Annotated in this window: 23 protein-coding genes; 5 read left to right on the top strand and 18 right to left on the bottom strand. The window is 59.4% G+C overall.

Annotated features, from left to right (window positions below):
* The 5 genes from EGI20_RS11285 to ndk all read right to left on the bottom strand — a co-directional run.
* On the bottom strand, positions 1-599 hold a 599-nt coding region (locus EGI20_RS11285), incomplete at its 3' end, for a flavodoxin-dependent (E)-4-hydroxy-3-methylbut-2-enyl-diphosphate synthase (RefSeq protein ID WP_498631535.1).
* Positions 600-606: 7 nt separating this feature from the next.
* Positions 607-1,425: a helix-turn-helix domain-containing protein gene (locus EGI20_RS11280; RefSeq protein ID WP_498631534.1), complete on the bottom strand. Its 819-nt coding sequence runs from the start codon at positions 1,423-1,425 to the stop codon at positions 607-609.
* A 4-nt stretch (positions 1,426-1,429) separates the two neighbouring features.
* The gene (gene pilW / locus EGI20_RS11275) at positions 1,430-2,164 is read right to left on the bottom strand and encodes a type IV pilus biogenesis/stability protein PilW (RefSeq protein WP_498631533.1); all 735 of its coding nucleotides are present in this window, start codon (positions 2,162-2,164) and stop codon (positions 1,430-1,432) included.
* On the bottom strand, positions 2,161-3,255 hold the full coding sequence (gene rlmN / locus EGI20_RS11270; protein ID WP_160794275.1) for a dual-specificity RNA methyltransferase RlmN: 1,095 nt from the start codon (positions 3,253-3,255) through the stop codon (positions 2,161-2,163). Before rlmN ends, pilW begins: the two co-directional genes overlap by 4 nt.
* Before the next feature lie 60 nt (positions 3,256-3,315).
* Entirely contained in the window at positions 3,316-3,741 is a 426-nt protein-coding gene (gene ndk / locus EGI20_RS11265; protein ID WP_124734079.1) for a nucleoside-diphosphate kinase, read from the bottom strand.
* Between the two features lie 132 nt (positions 3,742-3,873).
* Between ndk and EGI20_RS11260 the strand changes: the two genes are divergently transcribed.
* On the top strand, positions 3,874-4,599 hold the full coding sequence (locus EGI20_RS11260; protein ID WP_498631532.1) for an SPOR domain-containing protein: 726 nt from the start codon (positions 3,874-3,876) through the stop codon (positions 4,597-4,599).
* Between the two features lie 10 nt (positions 4,600-4,609).
* On the opposite strand, the gene zapE is transcribed toward EGI20_RS11260, so the two are convergent.
* The 10 genes from zapE to cmk all read right to left on the bottom strand — a co-directional run bounded on the left by zapE (position 4,610) and on the right by cmk (position 13,966).
* Positions 4,610-5,764 carry a cell division protein ZapE gene (gene zapE, locus EGI20_RS11255; RefSeq protein ID WP_498631531.1) on the bottom strand — a complete coding sequence of 385 codons (1,155 nt, stop codon included), beginning with the start codon at positions 5,762-5,764 and terminating at the stop codon, positions 4,610-4,612.
* 23 nt (positions 5,765-5,787) lie between these two features.
* Entirely contained in the window at positions 5,788-6,678 is an 891-nt protein-coding gene (gene cysM / locus EGI20_RS11250) for a cysteine synthase CysM (protein WP_498631530.1), read from the bottom strand.
* Between the two features lie 136 nt (positions 6,679-6,814).
* Positions 6,815-7,810 carry an ADP-glyceromanno-heptose 6-epimerase gene (gene rfaD, locus EGI20_RS11245; RefSeq protein WP_498631529.1) on the bottom strand — a complete coding sequence of 332 codons (996 nt, stop codon included), beginning with the start codon at positions 7,808-7,810 and terminating at the stop codon, positions 6,815-6,817.
* Positions 7,811-7,844: 34 nt separating this feature from the next.
* Complete coding sequence (rfaE1, locus tag EGI20_RS11240) at positions 7,845-8,807, bottom strand: D-glycero-beta-D-manno-heptose-7-phosphate kinase (RefSeq protein ID WP_498631528.1); 963 nt, start codon at positions 8,805-8,807, stop codon at positions 7,845-7,847.
* Positions 8,808-8,816: 9 nt separating this feature from the next.
* On the bottom strand, positions 8,817-9,563 hold the full coding sequence (gene pyrF / locus EGI20_RS11235) for an orotidine-5'-phosphate decarboxylase (RefSeq protein WP_498631527.1): 747 nt from the start codon (positions 9,561-9,563) through the stop codon (positions 8,817-8,819).
* Between the two features lie 26 nt (positions 9,564-9,589).
* Positions 9,590-10,750, bottom strand: a complete 1,161-nt coding sequence (gene lapB, locus EGI20_RS11230) for a lipopolysaccharide assembly protein LapB (protein ID WP_498631526.1) — start codon at positions 10,748-10,750, stop codon at positions 9,590-9,592.
* 32 nt (positions 10,751-10,782) lie between these two features.
* Positions 10,783-11,073, bottom strand: a complete 291-nt coding sequence (locus EGI20_RS11225; protein WP_124734072.1) for a lipopolysaccharide assembly protein LapA domain-containing protein — start codon at positions 11,071-11,073, stop codon at positions 10,783-10,785.
* A 128-nt stretch (positions 11,074-11,201) separates the two neighbouring features.
* On the bottom strand, positions 11,202-11,495 hold the full coding sequence (locus tag EGI20_RS11220; protein ID WP_124734071.1) for an integration host factor subunit beta: 294 nt from the start codon (positions 11,493-11,495) through the stop codon (positions 11,202-11,204).
* Between the two features lie 8 nt (positions 11,496-11,503).
* Positions 11,504-13,207 carry a 30S ribosomal protein S1 gene (rpsA, locus tag EGI20_RS11215; protein WP_124734070.1) on the bottom strand — a complete coding sequence of 568 codons (1,704 nt, stop codon included), beginning with the start codon at positions 13,205-13,207 and terminating at the stop codon, positions 11,504-11,506.
* Between the two features lie 102 nt (positions 13,208-13,309).
* On the bottom strand, positions 13,310-13,966 hold the full coding sequence (cmk, locus tag EGI20_RS11210) for a (d)CMP kinase (RefSeq protein ID WP_124734069.1): 657 nt from the start codon (positions 13,964-13,966) through the stop codon (positions 13,310-13,312).
* 158 nt (positions 13,967-14,124) lie between these two features.
* Here cmk and aroA point away from each other — a divergent pair, with 158 nt between their 5' ends.
* The 3 genes from aroA to EGI20_RS11195 all read left to right on the top strand — a co-directional run bounded on the left by aroA (position 14,125) and on the right by EGI20_RS11195 (position 16,263).
* The gene (gene aroA, locus EGI20_RS11205) at positions 14,125-15,417 is read left to right on the top strand and encodes a 3-phosphoshikimate 1-carboxyvinyltransferase (protein ID WP_498631525.1); all 1,293 of its coding nucleotides are present in this window, start codon (positions 14,125-14,127) and stop codon (positions 15,415-15,417) included.
* Between the two features lie 66 nt (positions 15,418-15,483).
* Positions 15,484-15,639, top strand: a complete 156-nt coding sequence (locus EGI20_RS11200; protein ID WP_498631524.1) for a hypothetical protein — start codon at positions 15,484-15,486, stop codon at positions 15,637-15,639.
* A 72-nt stretch (positions 15,640-15,711) separates the two neighbouring features.
* A complete protein-coding gene (locus tag EGI20_RS11195; RefSeq protein ID WP_498631523.1) occupies positions 15,712-16,263 on the top strand; it encodes a cytochrome b in 552 nt (183 codons plus the stop codon).
* A gap of 21 nt (positions 16,264-16,284) precedes the next feature.
* Here the strand turns inward: EGI20_RS11195 and EGI20_RS11190 are convergent, their stop codons facing one another.
* Positions 16,285-17,175 (bottom strand): prephenate dehydrogenase, encoded by an 891-nt coding sequence (locus tag EGI20_RS11190; RefSeq protein WP_498631522.1) that lies wholly within the window; start codon positions 17,173-17,175, stop codon positions 16,285-16,287.
* Positions 17,176-17,265: 90 nt separating this feature from the next.
* On the opposite strand from EGI20_RS11190, the gene EGI20_RS11185 reads away from it, so the two are divergent.
* On the top strand, positions 17,266-17,556 hold the full coding sequence (locus tag EGI20_RS11185) for a DUF4936 family protein (protein ID WP_498631521.1): 291 nt from the start codon (positions 17,266-17,268) through the stop codon (positions 17,554-17,556).
* Here the strand turns inward: EGI20_RS11185 and pabC are convergent.
* Complete coding sequence (pabC, locus tag EGI20_RS11180; RefSeq protein ID WP_498631457.1) at positions 17,553-18,362, bottom strand: aminodeoxychorismate lyase; 810 nt, start codon at positions 18,360-18,362, stop codon at positions 17,553-17,555. The two genes, EGI20_RS11185 and pabC, sit on opposite strands and share 4 nt — an antisense overlap.
* The coding region (locus tag EGI20_RS11175; RefSeq protein ID WP_498631520.1) for a chorismate-binding protein at positions 18,362-18,648 on the bottom strand (287 nt) is incomplete at its 5' end. The genes pabC and EGI20_RS11175, both read right to left, overlap by 1 nt.

Genomic DNA, 18,648 nt, shown 5'->3' with positions numbered 1-18,648 from the left:
TCGGCCGGCAGCCCCAGCTCCATCGCCTTGTCCGCACTTTCCAGCGCCGACACAATCAGCGCCTCGCGCATCACCGCGTCCGGCGGCAGCGGCTGGGCCAGACGCGCATTGTGGTCCATCATGCGCACCACCAAGGCCTGATCCAGACTCCCCCAGTTCACGCCGATACGCACCGCCTTATCCAGCTCCATGGCGGTACGCACCATAAAGGCAAACTTTTCGTCGCCACGCGCACCCTTGCCCACATTACCCGGATTGATGCGGTATTTGGCCAGTGCGCGGGCACAGTCCGGATAGTCTTTCAGCAGCTTATCGCCATTGAAATGAAAGTCGCCCACCAGTGGCACACGGCAACCCAGATCATCCAGCCGCTGCCGCACTTCGGCCACGGCGGCTGCGGCCTCCGGACTATTGACGGTAATACGCACCACTTCGGAGCCCGCCTCGGCCAGTTCGTACACCTGAGCGGCTGTCGCCGCCGCATCGGCCGTATCGGTATTGGTCATCGACTGCACCAGCACCGGTGCATCGCTACCGGTTATCAGGTGGCCGATACGGACCTGGCGTGTCACGCGACGGGGAATGCCATAACTATCCATAGATGCCTCAATCCAGCTTGAGCGTGGCGGTCGAGCCACGAATCTTGCCGGTCATGTCCACCGGCTGCCCCTTGTAGATCACAGTCACATGGCTTGCATTGCCGATGCGTACACGGTAAGGCGGCGTGCCAGCCAGTGTTTTTTCTTCGCCCGGCATCAGGCTGCCAAACATCAGTTTCTGCCCCTTGGCATCTGTCACCGAGACCCAGGACTCCTGAGTGCTGGACAAACGCAGACCGGACTCAGGCGACACCGCAGGCTCTACCTTGACAGCAACAGCAGGCGCAGAGGCGGCAGGCTTGGCAGCGGCTGGCGCAGATGCCTGTGGCACCTCCTCCGTCACAACATCGACTGCAGCGGGCTGCTCCACGGTCAGCATCGGACTCAAGTCCCCCGGGTTTGCCGGCGCTTCTTCGCTACCCGGCTGGGTCGAGAACCACCAGCCTGCAGCAGCAATGGCACCAGCGGCCAGCAGCGCCAGCACGAGTCGGGGCGCACCCCAGCGGCCAGCCTCGGTATCGCTCTGCACTTCTTGCGGCGAAATAGCAAGCTCGGCATCCAGAGGCGGGAAAGCCTCATCCAGCAGATGCATCAGCGGCACGGAGTCAAGGTTCAGGAAACGGGCGTAATTGCGCACAAAGCCGCGCACAAAAGTCGGCCCCGGCAAAAATGCATAATCATCGCGCTCGATGGCCTCCAGCTGGCGCACCGACAGTTTCAGGCGTTCGGCCACATCACCCAGACTCAGTTGCTGTGCCTCACGTGCCCGCTTTAACTGCATACCGACGGAGACGGTGTCCCCTATTCGCTTATCAGCTGGTTCCATCAGCTTAATTTCCACTCAGATAGTGTTGGGTTTCGACCGAGTCGGGGTAGCTGGCCAAAAGCGTGTCACCCAGACGTTTTTCTGCGGCCTTGTCTGCCTGCAGGCGCGCCAGGCGCACCCCTAACCACAAATCGGCGGGGCCGGGCGTCGCGACTTCACGACGCAGGCGCTGGTAGTAAAATGCTGCCAGCTTTGCATTATTGCCCAGCAACTGCAAACGCGTCATTTCACGCAAGGCTGTCACATCGTTGCCATTGAAACGCAATACCGCCAACAAATCGGTATTGGCCTCATCCAGCTTATCCAGTTTCATCAGGCACAAACCACGATTCAGGCGCGCAGTCTGCGGCTTGTCATACAACGGGTCAGCCAGTGCACGGGTAAAATAGGCAATGGACTCGGCAGCGCGTGCGTCCTTGCACAAAAACCAGCCGTAATTATTATTTACTTCAGGGTTGGTGCCATCAATGGACAGCGCCTTGCGAAAAGCACCTTCAGCCTCTTTGTCCATACCCAGTTGCATCAATACCAGTGCGCGCACCAACTGGCCATTTTGATAACTGCTATCCGCCTTGACCGCCTCGTCAGCCGAATCCAGCGCCGCACGCATATTGCCGTAGCGCATATATTCGACCGCCAGTTGCGCCCGGGTCTGGGCCAGCTCCAGCGAACTGGCAAGCGCTAGGACTGGCAGGCATAACCATGCCAGACACAAACCCCAGCGCCGCATCCACATCATTGCTTGCCTTCCTCGATGATCTGCGTCCACTTTGCCTGGCGGCGCGTCTTGTCCTGCACCTGGCCAGCCAACTGGCCGCAAGCGGCATCGATATCATCGCCGCGGGTCTTGCGCACGGTCACGACCAGTCCGGCCTCTTGCAGCAGTTCGCGGAAAATATGGATCGCGTTGTTGCTGGAACGGCCGTAGCCCGAATTCGGGAACGGGTTAAATGGAATCAGGTTGAACTTGCACGGCACATCACGCACCAGCTCGATTAATTGACGAGCATGTTCCGGCCTGTCATTGATGCCGTCAAGCATCACATACTCGAAGGTCACGAAGTCGCGTGGCGCTCTTTCCAGATAGCGCTGGCACGCCGCCATCAGTTCCTTGAGCGGGTATTTCTTGTTGATAGGCACAATCACGTCACGCAGTGCGTCATTAGGCGCATGCAGCGACACCGCCAGCGCCACCGGACAATCCTCGCGCAATCGGTCCATCTGCGGCACCAGACCCGAAGTCGACACCGTCACCCGGCGCCGGCTCAAGCCGTAAGCATGATCATCCAGCATGATGTTCAGCGCCGACACTACATTGTCGTAGTTGGCCAAAGGCTCGCCCATGCCCATCATCACCACATTGGAGACGACTCTTTCCTCTTTCGGCGTCACGCCTAGCGCCTTATTCGCCCACCACAACTGGCCGATAATCTCGGCAGTCGACAGGTTGCGATTGAAACCCTGACGCCCGGTCGAGCAAAAAGTGCACTCCAGCGCACAACCGACCTGAGATGACACGCACAAAGTGCCGCGCTCGTTCTCCGGGATAAACACAGTTTCAACACCGTTGCCCGTCCCTACGTCCAGCAGCCACTTGCGGGTACCATCGCCGGACTCCTGCCCCATCATCAGCGCCGGCACGCGAACTTCCGCAGTTTCGTGCAGCTTGGCACGCAGACTCTTGGCAATGTCGGTCATCGCATCGAAGTCGGACTGTGCCATCTGGTGCATCCAGCGCATCACCTGCTTGGCGCGAAAAGGCTTCTCGCCCATTGCGGCAAAGTGTTGAGTCAGCTGATCCAGATTGAAGTCGAGCAGGTTGGTCTTCATGAGTACCTCAGAAAAAACGGCAGCCACCGAAACAGGCGGCTGCCGTTTCAAAAAACAGAATTAACGCGCGCTGATTTCGGAAGCAGCGAAGAAGTAGGCGATTTCGATCGCTGCATTCTCTAGGCTATCGGAACCATGGACGGCATTGGCGTCGATGGAATCGGCGAAATCGGCACGGATGGTGCCGGCATCGGCTTTCTTCGGATCAGTCGCACCCATCAGTTCACGGTTCTTCAGGACGGCATTTTCGCCTTCCAGCACCTGAACCATCACCGGACCGGAGATCATGAAGCTAACCAGGTCAGCAAAGAAAGGGCGTTCTTTGTGTACGGCGTAGAAGCCTTCGGCTTCGGCGCGCGACAACTGCTTCATGCGTGCAGCAACCACTTTCAGACCTGCCGATTCGAAACGGTCATAGATCTTGCCGATGACGTTTTTAGCAACAGCATCAGGCTTAACGATGGACAGAGTACGTTCAATTGCCATATAAATCCCCTTGTTACCTAAGACAGACGCATTGACTGATCAGATGTCAGCTTTGCGTCGGGTGAGTGAGACCAATCGAAGAACCACATATTTTACCAGCCTTCTCAAGCCTTTGCTGCAGATAATGAATCCATGACCACTTTGCCACCCCCTGAAAAACAGACCACGGACGGCGTCACCCCCAAGACAAAAAAACGCATCGCCATCGCACTAGGTCTGATCGTGGCTGCACTGGCCATCATTCCGCTGATGAATGCACTGAAATCCAAACCAAAAATAAGCGACGCCAGCAGCGGAAAAATCAGCGGCACCTTGTTGCCCCCCCAAGCCATAGAGCCCGAGGCGCCCGTTGCCAGCATCAACACAAGCGCGCCGGTCGCCGAGTCCACTCGACCTGCCAGCCCTGACCTTTCTGCCACACCAGGCATGAGCGCCTTACCCAAATTAATGATCGAAGCGCACGTACCGCCCCCAAGCCTCCCCAAGCCGGCCAACCCCAAACCCGTGCAGACTAACCCGCTGGTACGCGAATCTCTCCCCGCGCCCGCGCAGCACAAAGCCACCTTGCCAAGCGATCAGCCAAAGCCACGCGCAGCAGAGCAGGCAGCCCTTGCTACAACGCCAGCTCCCGCCAGACCGCAAGGCAGCTCTTTCGGCTACAACGTACAGCTAGGCTTGTTTTCCAGCCCGGATAACGCGGAGAAGCTGATGGATGAGCTAAAAAAGCGCGGCATCAATGCCCGCAGCGAGACCAAGGTACAACTAGGCCCATTCAAGAGCCGTGCGGAAGCGGAAGAAGCCATGATGGAGCTACGCAAGCTGGGCTACATTCCACTACTGGTTCCGCTGGGCCAATAAGCCGGCAACCTCAGGTCTCGACCACCCCGCTCAGGGTGGGTTCGCTGACCAGATGCGGCAGAGACAAATAAGTTTGCGACTGCATTTCGGTCAAACGACTGGCAGTGCGGAAAAACTCGCCGGCGTGTACGCCCTCGGTGTAAATATCTTCCGGCTCGACGGCGGACGAGGCCACCAGTTTGACACGGTGGTCGTAGAACACGTCGACCAGCCAGGTAAAACGTCTTGCCTCGGATGACTGCGCGGCGCCCAGCTTCGGAATACCCGACAGGAATACGGTATGGTATTCACGGGCAATTTCCAGATAATCGGTCTGGGCACGCGGCCCGCCGCACAAGGTAGCAAAATCGAACCAGATCACACCGGACGTGCGCCGCTGCGACTTGATGCGCCGACCCAGCACTTCAATCTGCGGCGACAACAAAGCCGTGCCGCCAGAGATACGGGTAAACATCGCATCCAGCCGGGCAAGCGCTGACGCATCATCCGGCACCAGAAACAAGGGCTCGCGCACCAGTTCGCGCAGGCGGTAATCATGCCCGCCATCCACATTCAGCACCCTTAACTGCTGCTTGAGCAAGGCGATGGTAGGCAAGAAGTTTTGCCGCTGCAGACCATTGGGGTAGAGATTATCCGGCGCATAGTTTGAAGTCATCACCATAATCACCCCGCGCGCAAACAGCGCTTCCAGCAAGCGCCCCAAAAGCATGGCATCAGCAATATCGCTGACGTGAAACTCGTCAAAGCACAACAGGCGCGTCGAGCGTGCCATACGCTCGGCCAGAGCGATCAGCGGGTCCTTCTCTGCGGCCAGTTTCTTAAGTTCCTTATGCACATCCGCCATAAAGTGATGGAAATGCACGCGCTTTTTACGCGTATAGGGCACACAGGAGAAGAAAGCATCCATCAAAAAGCTCTTGCCGCGCCCCACCCCGCCCCACAAATACAAGCCCTGCGGCACCGCTGGCTTAAGCAAGGACCGGCCAAGAAAGCGGTTGCGTCTTTTTTTGAACTCGACCAGTTGTTGCCATAAACCATCCAGTTGCTCGATGGCGGCAGCTTGCGCCTCATCACGGATAAAGCCTTTTTGCTGGATAGCCTGCTGATACCACGCCTGCGGACTCAACTCGTCAGCGGCATCGGGAGAAAATTCGTGTTGCGACATAAAACGGAGAACCTGCGCAAGAATCAGGCAAAAAGCCCGGTGGAAAGATAACGGTCACCACGATCGCACACGATGGAAACAATCACGGCATTTTCCAGCGTCGCATTCAGGCGCAAGGCGACCGCCAGCGCGCCACCTGATGACGGCCCGGCCAGAATGCCTTCCTCGCACGCCAGACGCCGCGCCACAGCCTCGGCCTCGGCCTGCGATACCAACTGCAAATCATCGATACGCGCGTAGTCGCAAATCTTGGGCAGATAAGCATCCTCCCACTTGCGTATGCCCGGAATCTGGCTGCCAGGCTCGGGCTGCACGCCGATGACACTCACCGCGGGGTTCTGCGCCTTCAGATAGCGGCTCACCCCCATAATGGTACCGGTTGTGCCCATACTGGACACGAAGTGCGTCACCGTACCGGCCGTATCGCGCCAGATCTCGGGCCCGGTACTGTCATAGTGCGCCTGCGGATTGTCCGGGTTGGCAAACTGGTCGAGGATGCGCCCGACCCCGGTCTGTTCCAGACGGCGCGCCTCGTCTATGGCACCAGGCATGGACAGCGCAGCCGGCGTCAGACGGACATCGGCACCATAAGCGCGCATGGTCTGCACCCGTTCCACACTGGAGTTTTCCGGCATCACCAGAATCAGCCGGTAGCCCATCATGGTGGCCGCCATGGCCAGGCCAATGCCGGTATTGCCGCTGGTCGGCTCGATCAAGGTATCACCGGGGCGGATATCGCCGCGCGCCTCGGCGTGGCGGATCATGGACAGGGCAGGCCTGTCTTTGACCGAGCCGCCTGGATTATTCCCTTCGAGCTTGAGCAACAGCACATTGGACGTATTGCCGGGCAGGTGTTTGAGTCTGACCAACGGGGTATTGCCGACAAAGTCTTGCAGATATTTGAATTCGGGCACGGCTCACGACTCTCGCCTGATGACAGACGAGCATTATACAGCCTGCCCCAACAAAATCAGCCGCGATGACAAAAGGGTTGAGCGCACCGGATACAACAAGGCCCGCTTCACGCGGGCCCTGACTCACTGACAATACTTAGCGCGTCATCAGGAAGTCGATGTAACGGTCTACCCCCTCTTCCACGCTCAGCATAGGCTCGCTGTAGCCTGCCTCGCGCAGCTGGGTGATATCGGCCTGGGTAAAGCTCTGGTACTTACCCTTGAGCGCATCGGGAAAGTCGATATATTCCAGCGTCCCCTGCTCGACCAGCTCGGCCAAGGACAGCGCCGGCTTGCCCTCATGGCGACGGCAGGCGTTGACGGTGGCGACCGCAACATCATTGAATGGCTGCGCACGCCCCGAACCCAGATTGAAAATGCCGCTTTGTTCCGGGTGATCAAGGAAGTGCATATTGACCTTGACCACATCCTCGACCGAGACGAAATCGCGGCTTTGCATGCCGTCAGCCCATCCATCCCAGCCACCAAACAGCTTGACCTTGCCGTTTGCGCGGTACTGGTTGAAGTTGTGAAAAGCCACCGAGGCCATGCGCCCCTTGTGCTGCTCGTGCGGGCCATAGACATTGAAATAGCGGAAACCCACCGCCTGCGCGGTTAGCCCCTCTTCCATGCGCTGGCGCAAAACCTGGTCGAACAGGAATTTGGAATAGCCGTAGACATTCAGCGGGCCTTCAAACTCGCGGCTCTCGCGAAACACCGTACCGCCGCCGTACACCGCAGCACTGGAGGCAAACAGGAACGGGATCTCTTCCGACTGGCAGTAATCGAACAGCGCCAGCGTGTACTGATAGTTGTTCTCCATCATGAACTTGCCGTCGTGGTTCATGGTGTCCGAGCAGGCCCCCTGATGCAGGATGGCACTGATCTCGCCCTCGTACTCGCCTTCCAGCAGCAGCGCCAGAAAGTCGCTTTTATCGAGGTAGTTGGAGATATTGCAATCCACCAGGTTCCTGAACTTGTCGCCCTCGGTCAGATCGTCGACCGCGATAATGTCGCTAAAGCCGCGCTCGTTGAGCGCCTTGACCAGATTGGAACCGATAAAGCCGGCTGCGCCGGTCACCACAATACTCATAAGTGTCTCCTGGGCCGGCGTCGCCGCAGCCCGTTTAAAGTGCGAACAGTTCCTGCTGCGTACACACGGCGGTACCCAGCTTGGCCACCACAATGCCGGCAGCGGCATTAGCCAGCGTCACCGCCTGCGCCATAGGCAAGCCAGCTGCCAAGCCCAAACCCAGTGTCGCGATCACCGTGTCGCCAGCACCGGACACATCGAACACCTCGCGCGCAAAGGTAGGCTGATGCAGGGCGCCATCGGCCTGGAACAAGGTCATCCCCTCCTCGCTGCGCGTCACCAGCAAGGCAGTCAGTGCCAACTCCGTGCGCAGCGCTTCGGCTTTGGCGCACAGTTGCGCCTCATCCGACCAGCGTCCGACTACCTGGCGAAACTCGCTGCGGTTGGGCGTCAGCAAAGTTGCACCGGCGTATTTACTGTAGTCCTCACCCTTGGGGTCGATCAGCACCGGACAGCCGGCCGCATTGGCCAGCGCGATCATGCGCGCCACATGGGTCAGCCCGCCCTTGCCGTAATCCGACAGGATCACCACATCGTGCTGCGCCACGATGGCGGCAAACTCGTCCAGCTTGTCCGCCAAGATCTCGTGACTGGGCGTATCTTCGAAATCGAGACGGATCAGCTGCTGCTGGCGCGCAACCACCCTCAGCTTGATGGTGGTTGCGATACTGGCGTCACGCTTGAGCGAAGTCTTGACGCCCGCGCCCTGCATCAGACGCTCCAGCGCATCCGCCGCCTCATCGTCGCCGACCACCGACAACAAGGTCGCCTGACCACCCAAACCGGCAATATTGCGCGCCACATTGGCGGCACCACCGGCACGCTCTTCCATTTTTTCGATGCGTGCCACCGGCACGGGTGCTTCAGGAGAAATACGCGTGGCGTCGCCAAACCAGTAACGGTCCAGCATCACATCGCCCACCACCAGCACGCGCGCAGCCTTCAGCCGGTCGCGCAAAGCCTCCTGGGTCAGGCCCAGCGATTGAATCAGTTGCATACGCCCCACCTAGACCGTCTGCGCCTGAAACGCACGAATGTCGTTATTAATCGCAGCCAGTACGGCCAAAGGATCTTGCGCCTTGGTGATCGGGCGGCCAATCACCAGATAATCCGCCCCCGCCGCCAGCGCAGCCGTCGGCGTCATCACACGGCGCTGGTCATCGGCCACCGCATCGGCCAGACGTATGCCCGGCGTCACCAGCTTGAAGTCGTCACCGCAGGCGGCGCGCAAGCTGGCGGCTTCCTGCGCCGAGCTGACCACCCCGTCCAGGCCGCTACTTTGCGCCAGCCGTGCCAGACGCAACACCTGCTCCTGCGGACTCAGGCTGATGCCGATTTCGGCCAGATCAGCCGCTTCCATGCTGGTCAGTACGGTGACGCCTATCAGCAGCGGGCGCTGACTGTAAGGTGCAACTGCCTCGCACGCGGCCTCCATCATGCGCCGGCCACCCGAGGCATGCACATCCACCATCCACACTCCAAGCTCGGCCGCCATCTTGCAGGCATGGGCTACGGTATTAGGAATATCGTGAAATTTCAGGTCGAGAAACACCTGAAAACCGCGCGCCACCAGCGCCTCGATCAGGGAACGACCGGAGGCGGTAAACAATTCCTTGCCAACCTTGACACGGCAGGCCGCCGGGTCCAGACGGGCAGCAAACGACAAAGCCGTCGCGGCATCATCAAAATCAAAAGCGACAATTACAGGGGACAACGGCTGCACGGGCAGGCCGGCACAAACCAGCGGGTTCATCAGACAACATCCTTGTACAAAATTATTCAGCCTTCGCTGCGGTTGGGACTGAAGCTTTCCCACTCGCCACAGGCGGGGCAATGCCAGAAAAAGGCGCGCGAACGGAAGTTGCAACGACGGCAACGGTGCTGGGTCAGGCGCTGGGCATACTTAAGCACCAGGGCGCGCACCAGCTCGGCATCCGAGCGCCCTTCCTGTGTCAGCAAGCCGCCCATTTGCGCTTCGATCAGGCGGTAAGCACCGGTAAGATTGGGGCGCGCATGCACAGCCTCGCGCGTCACGCTAAGCGCACGCGCCTCACCTTCATAGGTCGCGACCTTCTCGTATAGCAAGTCGGTCAGCTCCAGCTGCGGGAAAGTCTCGCTATAGCCCTTGATCAGCGCGATGCCCTCGGCCGGCTTGCCCAGTTTTTCATAGGCGTCAAACAGCCGCTCGGCAGCCATGGAAAGGAAGGCATAGTTCTGTTTCTCTATCTTCTGCCAGGCGGTAATCGCGGCCGGATAGTTTTCCAGCGCAAACTCGATATCACCCAGAATCAGGCTGGCACGGACACACTTGCGGTTCACCGCCAGCGCTTCGGCTACATACTCGCGCGCCTTGCCGCTATTGGAGCGATAAAGCTCGCCTTGAGCCAGCTCGCAATAAAATTGCGCGACTTCATGCTGGAACGAGTGCGCATCGGTACGCAATTCGCGCGCGGTTTCAATCGCTTTCAGCCAGTCCCTGTCCTGCTGGTAAATATCCAGCAACTGCTGGCGGGCAGACAGGCCCATATTGCCGGACAGCAAGCCTTGCAGGATTTCCTCAGCCCGGTCGACCAGACCGGCCTTATGAAAATCCTGCGCCAGCTCGAAACGCATGCGCTCGCGCATTTCGGGCGAAATATCGGGTGCATCCAGCAAAGACTGATGCAGGCGAATGGCACGATCGTTCTCGCCACGCTTGCGGTACAGCTTGCCCAGCGTCAGCGACAAATCGAACGACTGCGGCTCCTGACGTACCACTTCGGCCAAGGCCTGCGATGCGACATCGGTCTTGTCGTCGACCAGCGCATCCAGCCCTTTAAAAAAGCCTGCCGGCAAGGCCTTGGCCTGCTTGAGCACAGCACGCATATCGACACGCGCAGCCAGCCAACCCAGCGCAAAAAAGGCCGGAAACAACAATAACCACCAAAGATCTAGTTCCAAAGATAAACCCCGGGGGAAGTCAAAGCGCGCACTCAGTCGGCCAGTGCATCGCTGGGATCAGCCGACACACGCCCGGCCTGACGGTTTCTCAACTCTTTCTTGAGCTGGGAAAGCTCGCGGCGTACACGCAAATAATAGGAGAAAGTTGAAATCAGCCCGATCACCGCACCAGCTACAAAGAACAGCAGCAGGAACAGGATCAGCGGCGCATGCCACGACTGACCGAAAAGCAGTTTGAACTCGACAACGGCACTATTCTGGACGGTAACAGCCACCAGAATGACCAGCAGGATGATTTCGATCAGACGGATAAAATAGCGCATGGGCTCACTCACGACGATTTATGGCCTGAAGTGTAAACGAATCCACCCCCTGCCCCCAAGCACCAGCGTACAAAAGAAAACGCCGCACCATGAAGGTGCGGCGTTTTTAGAGCAAGTCAAAGCAAGTGTCAGCTTGTCTGTTCGGACAAATCGACACGTTCACGCAGTTCCTTGCCCGCCTTGAAATGAGGCACGTACTTCTCAGGAACGGCAACGCTGCTACCCGACTTGGGATTACGGCCGACCCGCGGCGGACGATAGTTCAAATCGAAACTACCGAAACCGCGGATCTCGATCCGCTCACCCTGAGCCAAGCTGCCGGCCATCGCATCCAGTATGGTTTTGACGGCCAGCTCAGCGTCTTTGGAGACCAACTGAGGATAACGCTCTGACAGCCTCGCAATCAGCTCAGACTTGGTCATGACGCAACTTATTCGTTGTTGCTACCGGACAGCTTAGCCTTCAGCAGCGCGCCCAGGCTGGTGGTACCAGCGCTGACGTTAGCTTCGGAAGTGGCAGTCAGGTTACGCATAGCTGCGGTCTCGTCCTGTGCATCCTTGGCTTTGATCGACAGGCTGATCGAGCGGGTCTTGCGATCCACAGCGATAATCAGCGCTTCGACGGCATCGCCTTCCTTCATCACGGTACGCATGTCTTCGACACGGTCACGCGACACTTCGGAAGCACGCAGGTAGCCTTCAACATCGCTGTCCAGCGCAATAACGGCGCCCTTGGCATCGATAGTCTTGACTACGCCGTTCACCAGCGCGCCCTTGTCGTTCATGGCCACGTAGTTGTTGAACGGATCGCCTTCGAGCTGCTTGATACCCAGCGAGATGCGCTCTTTCTCAACGTCGATGGACAGAACAACAGCCTCGACTTCGTCACCCTTCTTGAAGCGACGAACAGCCTCTTCGCTGGTTTCGCTCCAGGACAGGTCGGACAGGTGAACCAGACCGTCGATGCCGCCTGGCAGACCAACGAATACGCCGAAGTCGGTGATCGACTTGATGGCGCCGGAGATCTTGTCGCCCTTCTTGAAGTTCTGCTCGAACTCGTCCCAAGGGTTAGCCTGGCACTGCTTCATACCCAGGCTGATACGACGACGCTCTTCGTCGATCTCGAGGATCATGACTTCAACTTCGTCACCAACCTGAACAACCTTGGATGGGTGAACGTTCTTGTTGGTCCAGTCCATTTCGGACACGTGAACCAGACCTTCGATACCCTGTTCGATCTCAACGAAAGAACCGTAGTCGGTCAGGTTGGTCACTTTACCGAACAGGCGGGTGCCGGACGGGTAGCGACGGGACAGGCCAACCCATGGATCATCACCCAGCTGCTTCAGGCCGAGGGATACACGGTTCTTCTCTTGATCGAACTTCAGAACCTTGGCTTCAACTTCATCGCCAACGGCCAGAACTTCGGATGGGTGCTTCACACGACGCCATGCCAGGTCGGTGATGTGCAGCAGGCCATCGATGCCGCCCAGATCAACGAATGCACCGTAGTCGGTGATGTTCTTGACGATACCTTTAACCACAACGCCTTCGCGCAGGGTTTCCAGCAGCGCCTTGCGCTCTTCGCCCAGGGTCTCTTCCAGCACGGCGCGACGCGAAACAACCACGTTGTTACGCTTGCGATCCAGCTTGATAACCTTGAACTCAACCTGCTTGTTCTCGTATGGCGTGGTGTCCTTGACTGGACGCACGTCAACCAGGGACCCTGGCAGGAAGGCGCGGATGCCGTTAACCATAACGGTCAGACCACCCTTGACCTTGCCGCTGATCAGACCGGACAGGATCTTGCCGGCTTCCAGAGCCTCTTCCAGATCAATCCAGGCTGCCAGACGCTTGGCTTTTTCACGCGACAGCTTGGTTTCACCAAAGCCGTTTTCGATGGCGTCGATCGCAACGGTGACGAAATCACCGATCTTGACTTCGACTTCACCGTTGTCGTTCTTGAATTCTTCGACCGGAACCAGCGACTCGGACTTCAGGCCGGCGTTCACGGTTACAAAGTTGGAATCAATGCCGATAACTTCGGCAGTGATCACTTCGCCAATGCGCATTTCCTGGAGTTCCAGGGATTCTTCAAACAGTTGGGCGAAGTTTTCCATAGCGGAGGTAGTCATTAAGATTACTCACACGTGCATGCCTTGCGACACGCGGGGTTAGGGTTGGTCAAACGCCTGGCCGACATCGGACAGACGGGTACTACAAACTCAATGGCCGGATCAGACCGACTGCTCGAACCAGCCCAGCACTGCCGCCACTGCAAGGTCGACTGTCATTTCGCTGGTATCGAGAAGACGGGCATCCGGCTCCTGCCGCAGTGGCGCCACACTGCGGGCCGCATCGCGTGCGTCCCGCTCGGTGATGTCCTGCAGAATGCGCGGCAGATTAGCAGAATCTTCCTTGCTTATCAACTGTTTATAGCGCCGATCGGCTCTAACCTGAGCATCTGCAGTCAGGAAAACCTTGAGGCTGGCATCGGGAAAAACCACCGAACCCATGTCGCGACCATCGGTCACCAGACCCGGTGCCACCCGATAGGCACGCTGGCGCTCCAGCAAAGCCTCACGCACCAAAGGCAGGGCGGCAATGGCGGATGCACCCATGCCGATTTCCTCGGCGCGGATCGCATCGTCAACCGCCTCGCCAGCCAGATAAACCCCGCCATCACGAAATTCGGCCGGCAAGGTACGAGCCAGAGCCGCCACGCCCGCCTCGTCGCTCCAGCTTGTGCCGCAGCGCTGCGCATAAAGTGCTGTCAAACGGTATAAGGCGCCCGAATCCAGATAGGCAAAACCCAGTTTTGCCGCAACCAGGGCAGCCACTGTCCCCTTACCCGAAGCGGATGGACCATCAATAGTGATGACAGCAATCGTCATGATCGTTTAACTTCTTTCCTGCGGAGCCGCCATCAATGCGCGCTCCGACCTGACTAAAAAGAAGATTCTAGCCCAGCGAACTGCCGGACGGCCACATTCCGGCGCCCGCTCGCCCTTAATTAACCGGCACAGCCACTACCAGGATTTTGCATCTCGCCATGAAACAGCTTCATCTTGCACCGATAGCCCGTATCGCCGGAACCGTCGAATTGCCCGGCTCCAAAAGCATTTCCAACCGCACCCTGCTGCTGGCGGCGCTGGCACACGGCAGCACGCGTGTCTGCGGCCTGCTGGACGCAGACGACATCAGCCATATGCTGGGCGCCCTTGGCCTGCTGGGTGTCAAGATCGAACGCCAGGGCGAGAGCCGCGACTTTCTGGTGCAAGGTGCCGGTGGCGAGTTTCCAGTCAAGAATGCCGAACTATTCCTGGGCAACGCCGGCACCGCCTTTCGCCCGCTGACCGCCGCACTGGCCTTGATGAACGGCCACTACCAGCTCTCGGGTGTTGCGCGCATGCATGAGCGCCCGATAGGCGACCTGGTCGACGCACTCAAGGTGGCCGGTGCCGATATCCGCTATCAGGGCACTAAAGGCTATCCTCCACTGGCCATCGCCCCGGGCCATATCGACACCCACGCGGTGATTCCTGTCAAAGGCAATGTGTCCAGCCAGTTTCTGACGGCACTTTTGATGGCGCTACCACTCACGGGCAGCACGGTCACGGTCGAGGTGATAGGCGAGCTGATTTCCAAGCCCTATATCGAGATCACGCTCAAACTGATGGCGCGCTTCGGCGTCGTGGTCGAACGCAAGGGCTGGCAGCGCTTTACCATTGCCGGCGGGCAAAGCTATCTGTCCCCGGGCGAAATCCATGTCGAGGGCGATGCCTCCAGCGCGTCCTATTTTTTGGCGGCAGGCCTGCTAGGCGGTGGCCCGGTACGGGTGAGCGGTGTCGGGCACAACAGCATACAGGGCGATGTGAAGTTTGCCGAAGCACTCTCGCAGATGGGCGCCAAGATCAGCATGGGCGACAACTGGATAGAAGCCGCTGCGCAAGGGCCGCTGCAAGCCATCGATCTGGATGTCAATCATATTCCGGATGCGGCCATGACCCTGGCAGTTGCTGCGCTGGCGGCCGAAGGCACAACCACCTTGCGCAATATCGAGAGCTGGCGCGTCAAGGAAACCGACAGGCTGTCGGCCATGGCGACTGAACTGAGAAAGCTCGGCGCCACGGTGGAAGAAGGGCAGGATTTCATCCGTATCACACCAGCGGAAAAACTCACCGCCAATGCACAGATAGATACTTACGACGACCACCGCATGGCCATGTGTTTCTCGCTGGTTTCGCTGATGGACACGCCGGTCACCATCAATGACCCGGACTGCGTCGCCAAGACTTTCCCCGGCTATTTCGACGCACTGGCCTCGCTGACCAAAGCTGACTAAACCCGTTTCCGATACTACGGCTGCCTTGCGGCAGCCGTTTTTCTTAAGCCAGCAGAATACTCCTCCATGAGCGATTTTTTTGCAGCGCCTCGCGACTTCATGCAGCGCTTCGACTGCCCCATTCCTGATGTTCCCGAATACCTGCAGCAGCGACGGCAAGTTGTTGAAACCGCCGGGCTGGCAGCCGGCCGACAAGGAGGCGATCATCCGTCAGGCCTGTGAAAGATCCTGAACAAAGACGGCAGGCAGCTGCTTTAATGGTAAGACTGAAAGGGTAAAACAAGGAAAAAAGCCATGCTTTTCAATAGTCGCCATAGCTACGGCAGCGTAGCCCGTGCTTTTCACTGGCTAAGCGCGCTGGCCGTGATCATTGTGCTGTCGCTGGCGCAGATCAAGGACTTCTTTCCCAAGCAGTCGGAAGCACGGGTCGAGCTGTGGCTGTGGCATATCAACTTCGGCATCATCATTTTCCTGCTGGTGCTGCCCCGCATCGTATGGCGGCTGGGCAATAAGCTACCGGCCACCACCCCGCCCCCCAGCGCGCTGGACGTACTGCTGGCCCATATCATCCACTGGACGCTGTACGCCTTGATGGTCATCACCCCCATCTTCGGCCTGTGGTCCTTGCAGGCCGGCGATGCCACCGTCCACCTGTTCAACCTGCCGCTGCCGCAATTATTCGGTGTCGATGACGCACTGTCCCACGACATCAAGGAGATACACGAGACGCTGGGCAATGTAGTGTTGTGGCTGGTGCTTGCGCATATCGCTGCCGCACTGTGGCACCACTACCGGATCAAGGACGACACCCTTACGCGCATGGGCGGGCCGCAAAAACCGGACTGAAACAAGCTGCAAGCTCTGGCATCAGTTGCCGCGCACAAAGCGCTGGTGCCAGGCAAGGCGGGCATGACGCGCCCGCTCGAACAACTGCTGCATGGCGTCGGCGTCGGCACTCGCGATCAGCGCCTCCAGCGTTGCCAGCTGTGTCTGGTAGTCGGCCAGCTCAGCCAGCAGGGCCTCGCGATTGGCCAGCGCGATATCGCGCCACATCTCGGGATGAGAGCCGGCGATACGGGTGAAATCCCGAAAGCCGGTGGCAGCAAAATCAAAACGGCGCGCCGCATCCGGGTGCGCCGCAATCATGTCGACAAAGGCAAAAGCCAGCACATGCGGCAGATGCGACACGCTGGCAAACACGCTGTCGTGCTCGGCCGCACTCATTTCATGCACACTGGCGCCGCATGCCTGCCACAGGGTACGCACAGCCTCCACCGCTGCGGCGGCCGTTTCAGGCAACGGCGTCAACACCACCTTGCGGTTCTGGTACAGGCCATACTGGGCCGCCGCCGCACCTGACAGATCCGAGCCGGCAATCGGGTGCGCCGGTACGCAATGCGCCAGCTGCGCCGGCAGACATGCGCGCATCAGCGCCGCCACATCACCCTTGGTACTGCCGGCATCGGTCACAATGGTATGCGCGGGCAGCACCGGCGCCATGGCGCGCATCAACGCCGCCATCTGCCCCACCGGCGTTGCCAGCAGCACCATGTCGGCACGCGCGCAAGCCTCAGCGATATCGTGGCTCACCTCGTCCACCACGCCCAACTCCAGCGCGCGCTGCATATTGGCCGGCGAGCGCCCGACACCGATGACCCGACCGACCCGGCCGGCATGGCGTGCCGCCAGCGCCAGCGAGCCGCCGATCAGGCCGACCCCGGCCACTACCAATGTTCCTATCGCCCCTTGTTCCGCCACGCTATCCCCGTTTTGCCACTGGCACCTTCACAAGCGCGCCATCCGATGATTGAATGCTCTCTATGATAAGCGAATTAGCGGCGAGCGACGATGACATCCCTCTACATCTACTACCGGCCACCTCAAGCTACGGCCAAACTGGCGAAAAAAATAAGCGCCATGCAGGCGGCGCTGGCGCAGGAAAGCGGCATACACGGCCAGTTATTGCGCCGCTGCGATGATGGCAACACCTGGATGGAGGTCTATCCCGGGATTAAACAGCGCGATGTATTCGGACAGGCACTGGCGCAGTTGCTGGCTTGCCATGGGCTAGACGAAGCCTGTGGCGAGCGCCACGCAGAATGGTTTGAGTACTGGCAGCTTGAGGGGGCCGAGGATTAAGGCTCGCGCGCAAGGCGCGCCTGCAGGCGCTGCGCCAGGGCAAAATCGTCCCAGAAGCGCTCATTCAGCCTTGCCAGCGGCCAGATGCCGATCAGGCTATTGCACAGGAAAACCTCGTCCGCCATCAGCACATCCTGCGGCAACAGGCGCACCACTTTTGGCAGGTAACCCAATGCAGGCAAGCTATCCAGCAGCCAGGCACGCAGCGCACCGCTCACGCCGCAACGATCCAGCGCCGGGGTCAGTACCTCGCCGCCACGCAGCACAAAAAGATTGCTCATGGTGCCTTCCACCACATAGCCTTCGCTATCCAGCATCAGCCCCTCGCGCAGCGCCGGGTCTTGCCACTCCGAGCGCGCCAGAACGTTTTCCAGCCGGTTCAAATGCTTGATGCCGGCTAAGCGCGGCTGGATGGCCAGACGCATATCGCACCAGCGCACAGCAATCCCCTCCCGGGCACAGGCGGGCGGGTAGCCGCTCCATGCACTCACCGCCACCACCCGGCTACCCGTAGCAGTCACAGGGATGGCGTAGCCGCGCATCCCCTGACCGCGGCTGATGGTGACCTTGGCCACCGCGCGCACCAGACCGGCGGCGGCGCGCGCAAGCTCGGCCAGCAGCTCCGTCTCGTCCGGGCAGGGCAAGGCCAGCGCAGCACAGTCCGCCTGCAAGCGCGCCCACTGCCACGGCCATAGCCGCGGCTGCCCGTCGATCAGCTCCAGCGTGCGATAGACGCCGTCACCGTAAGCCAGTGCACGGTCATGCACGCTCAGGGTATCGGCGAGCTCGCCATTGACCAGCACCATCAGGCTTGCTCCACGCCAAGCGCCCGCAAAAGGCCGCGCGCCTTGTGCCGCGTTTCCTGCAATTCGCGCTCGGGGTCGGAGTCGGCCACGATGCCGCCGCCGGCCCGGAAGCGCAGCTGCTGCTCTTGCTGCATAAAGGTGCGGATCAGGATATTCAGATCCAGCGTACCGTCGTGGTTCAGATAACCCAGACTGCCGGTGTAGGCACGGCGCGCACTGTTCTCCAGCTCGCGGATAATCTGCATGGTGCGCACCTTGGGGCAACCGGTAATGGTGCCACCGGGGA

The sequence above is a fragment of the Aquitalea sp. S1-19 genome (genome assembly GCF_024343515.1).
The sequence above is the reverse complement of the archived record's forward strand: the minus strand, read 5'-3'. Positions and strand labels throughout refer to the sequence as shown.

Bases quoted from the DNA above. Each gene is read 5' to 3' on its own strand.
- aroA (WP_498631525.1), top strand. From the start codon at position 14,125: ATGAAACAGCTTCATCTTGCACCGATAGCCCGTATCGCCGGAACCGTC.
- EGI20_RS11220 (WP_124734071.1), bottom strand. From the start codon at position 11,495: ATGACCAAGTCTGAGCTGATTGCGAGGCTGTCAGAGCGTTATCCTCAG.
- rfaD (WP_498631529.1), bottom strand. From the start codon at position 7,810: ATGAGTATTGTGGTGACCGGCGCAGCCGGCTTTATCGGTTCCAATCTG.
- pilW (WP_498631533.1), bottom strand. From the start codon at position 2,164: ATGATGTGGATGCGGCGCTGGGGTTTGTGTCTGGCATGGTTATGCCTG.
- EGI20_RS11185 (WP_498631521.1), top strand. From the start codon at position 17,266: ATGACATCCCTCTACATCTACTACCGGCCACCTCAAGCTACGGCCAAA.
- cmk (WP_124734069.1), bottom strand. From the start codon at position 13,966: ATGACGATTGCTGTCATCACTATTGATGGTCCATCCGCTTCGGGTAAG.
- EGI20_RS11225 (WP_124734072.1), bottom strand. From the start codon at position 11,073: ATGCGCTATTTTATCCGTCTGATCGAAATCATCCTGCTGGTCATTCTG.
- EGI20_RS11200 (WP_498631524.1), top strand. From the start codon at position 15,484: ATGAGCGATTTTTTTGCAGCGCCTCGCGACTTCATGCAGCGCTTCGAC.
- ndk (WP_124734079.1), bottom strand. From the start codon at position 3,741: ATGGCAATTGAACGTACTCTGTCCATCGTTAAGCCTGATGCTGTTGCT.
- rpsA (WP_124734070.1), bottom strand. From the start codon at position 13,207: ATGACTACCTCCGCTATGGAAAACTTCGCCCAACTGTTTGAAGAATCC.
- EGI20_RS11195 (WP_498631523.1), top strand. From the start codon at position 15,712: ATGCTTTTCAATAGTCGCCATAGCTACGGCAGCGTAGCCCGTGCTTTT.
- zapE (WP_498631531.1), bottom strand. From the start codon at position 5,764: ATGTCGCAACACGAATTTTCTCCCGATGCCGCTGACGAGTTGAGTCCG.
- rfaE1 (WP_498631528.1), bottom strand. From the start codon at position 8,807: ATGCAACTGATTCAATCGCTGGGCCTGACCCAGGAGGCTTTGCGCGAC.
- pyrF (WP_498631527.1), bottom strand. From the start codon at position 9,563: ATGAACCCGCTGGTTTGTGCCGGCCTGCCCGTGCAGCCGTTGTCCCCT.
- rlmN (WP_160794275.1), bottom strand. From the start codon at position 3,255: ATGAAGACCAACCTGCTCGACTTCAATCTGGATCAGCTGACTCAACAC.
- pabC (WP_498631457.1), bottom strand. From the start codon at position 18,362: ATGGTGCTGGTCAATGGCGAGCTCGCCGATACCCTGAGCGTGCATGAC.
- EGI20_RS11280 (WP_498631534.1), bottom strand. From the start codon at position 1,425: ATGGAACCAGCTGATAAGCGAATAGGGGACACCGTCTCCGTCGGTATG.
- EGI20_RS11260 (WP_498631532.1), top strand. From the start codon at position 3,874: ATGACCACTTTGCCACCCCCTGAAAAACAGACCACGGACGGCGTCACC.